Source organism: Reichenbachiella sp. MSK19-1, from assembly GCF_003590315.1.
GTDB classification, from domain to species: Bacteria; Bacteroidota; Bacteroidia; order Cytophagales; family Cyclobacteriaceae; genus Reichenbachiella; species Reichenbachiella agariperforans.
The window spans coordinates 1-2569 of the sequence record NZ_MIER01000014.1 but is presented as its reverse complement, the minus strand read 5'-3'; the positions used below and the strand labels follow the sequence as shown (position 1 = coordinate 2569).

1 protein-coding gene is annotated in these 2569 nt (G+C 42.6%); it reads left to right on the top strand.

Annotated features, from left to right (window positions below):
- Positions 1–2569 (top strand): hypothetical protein (locus BGP76_RS20305; RefSeq protein ID WP_158584171.1); only part of this gene is annotated, 2569 nt, incomplete at both ends.

Below are 2569 nucleotides of genomic sequence, written 5' to 3'. Positions count from 1 at the left end.
GGGTTCATATCAGAGGATCAGCATCTGATGAATGGATAATGCTCTATGATTGGTCTGCTAACAAAGGAGCAGACAATGAATGGGTTACTGTCAATGCCTATTCATTGGCAGATAGTTTATCAGCAAATGATCAAGACTTTTCATCTACGTTCCAGATTCGTTTTGGAGAGCGGGAGTATAGCACTGATGCCTTTTACCTAGATGATGTCAAAGTATATGAACGTCCCGTACACGACTTAGCGGCAGTCGATTTGGAGGTTCCTGCATCATCAGCACTACTCGGGGCGACAGAACAAATCACAGTTCAGTATGTGAATCAAGGAGTAAGTACGGAGACCAGTGTGCCGTTGACTGTCTGGATCGATGGTCCTAGCGGACGACAGGAGGTAAGAGAAACCTCCACGACCTCTTTGGCTACAGGAGATACCTTGACCTATACTTTTACAGCTGACATGGATTTTTCTGAAGCAGGAAATTATGAAGTGACCGTATTTAGTGAACTGTCGGGAGATTTGGTGCAATCCAATGATACGTTGAGAGGTTATTTAATAAAACCATCTATTTACAACGGGGGTCTGCCTTATTTAGCAGATTTTGATTTGTTAGCAGACACAGTTTATGCTCAAAATCAAGGAGAGTTGATAGGGTTGCCCGGTTGGAGTTATGAAAATAGTTCTGAATATGGGCGATTGTCTATTGGTCAATTTTCGCAAAACGAAACACAGGCCATGTCGATGTATCGTAGTGAGTCAAACACAACATCTAATTTTGCAGTACTGACGATGGACATGAGTACGTATGATGCGTCAACGGATAAGCTATTATTAGATTTCCGGTTTTCATACCGATACTCTGGCGTTTATGCACATAACCGTGTGTTCATCAGAGGGTCTGAGACAGATGATTGGATTGAATTCTATGATTGGCACGAAAACCGTGGAGGAAATAATGAATGGGTTGATGTTAATACACTGCCTTTGACAGACTCTCTAGTTGCGCATGATCAAAATTTCTCATCTACATTTCAAGTAAGATTTGGAGAAAGAGATACATATAACTCGCGCTATTTTTACTTAGATGATGTCAAAGTGCGCGAACGTCCTGCACATGACCTAGCGGCAGTCGATTTGGAAATTCCCGCATCATCACCGTTATTCGGAGCGACAGAACAAATCGCAGTTCAGTATGTGAATCAAGGAGTAAGTACGGAGACCAGTGTGCCGTTGACGGTTTGGATCGATGGCCCTAGTGGTAGACAAGAGGTGAGTGAAACAGCAGCAACATCATTGGCTACAGGAGATACTTTGACTTACACTTTCTCCGCTGACATGGATTTTTCTGAAGTAGGAAATTATGAAGTGACCGTATTTAGTGAACTGACTGGTGATTTGATCCAGTCTAATGATACGTTGCGTAGCATGACACGAAAAATATCTAGCTACACTGATGGATTACCCTACCTTGTTGATTTTAACAATGTATCAGATACGGTTTATACCGGTGAGCAAGCAGCGTTAGTTGATTTGGAGGGCTGGAGTTACAGCTCCAATGCGGACAATGGTAGATTGACACTGGGAGCGTCTACCAACAGCTCAGGAGTGGCGATGGCTTTAGGCAGGTCTAGTAGCTATGGCAATGCTACCAACCACGCTATATTGACTATAGATATGAATGAATATAGTGCTGTGGATGATGATATTTTGATTGACTTTAGGTTTTCACAAAGGTATGAGTCTTCTTATACAGAAGACAGGGCTCATATCAGAGGATCAGCATCTGATGAATGGATAATGTTCTATGATTGGTCTGCTAACAAAGGAGCAGACAATGAATGGATTACTGTCAATGCCTATTCATTAGCAGATAGTTTATCAGCAAATGATCAAGACTTTTCATCTACGTTCCAGATTCGTTTTGGAGAGCGGGAGTATAGCAGTGATGCCTTTTACCTAGATGATGTTAAAGTATATGAACGTCCTGCACATGACCTAGCGGCACTCGATTTGGAAATTCCCGTATCATCACCGTTACTCGGAGCGACAGAACAAATTACTGTACAGTATGTGAATCAAGGAGTAAGTACAGAGACAAGCGTACCGTTGACGGTTTGGATCGATGGCCCTAGTGGTAGACAAGAGGTGAGTGAAACAGCAGCAACATCATTGGCTACAGGAGATACTTTGACTTACACTTTCTCCGCTGACATGGATTTTTCTGAAGTAGGAAATTATGAAGTGACCGTATTTAGTGAACTGACTGGTGATTTGATCCAGTCTAATGATACGTTGCGTAGCATGACACGAAAAATATCTAGCTACACTGATGGATTACCCTACCTTGTTGATTTTAACAATCTACCAGATACGGTTTATACCGGTTACCAAGGAGCGTTAGTTGATTTGGAGGGCTGGAGTTACAGCTCCAATGCGGACAATGGTAGATTGACACTGGGAGCGTCTACCAACAGCTCAGGAGTGGCGATGGCTTTAGGCAGGTCTAGTAGCTATGGCAATGCTACCAACCACGCTATATTGACTATAGATATGAATGAATATAGTGCTGTGGATGA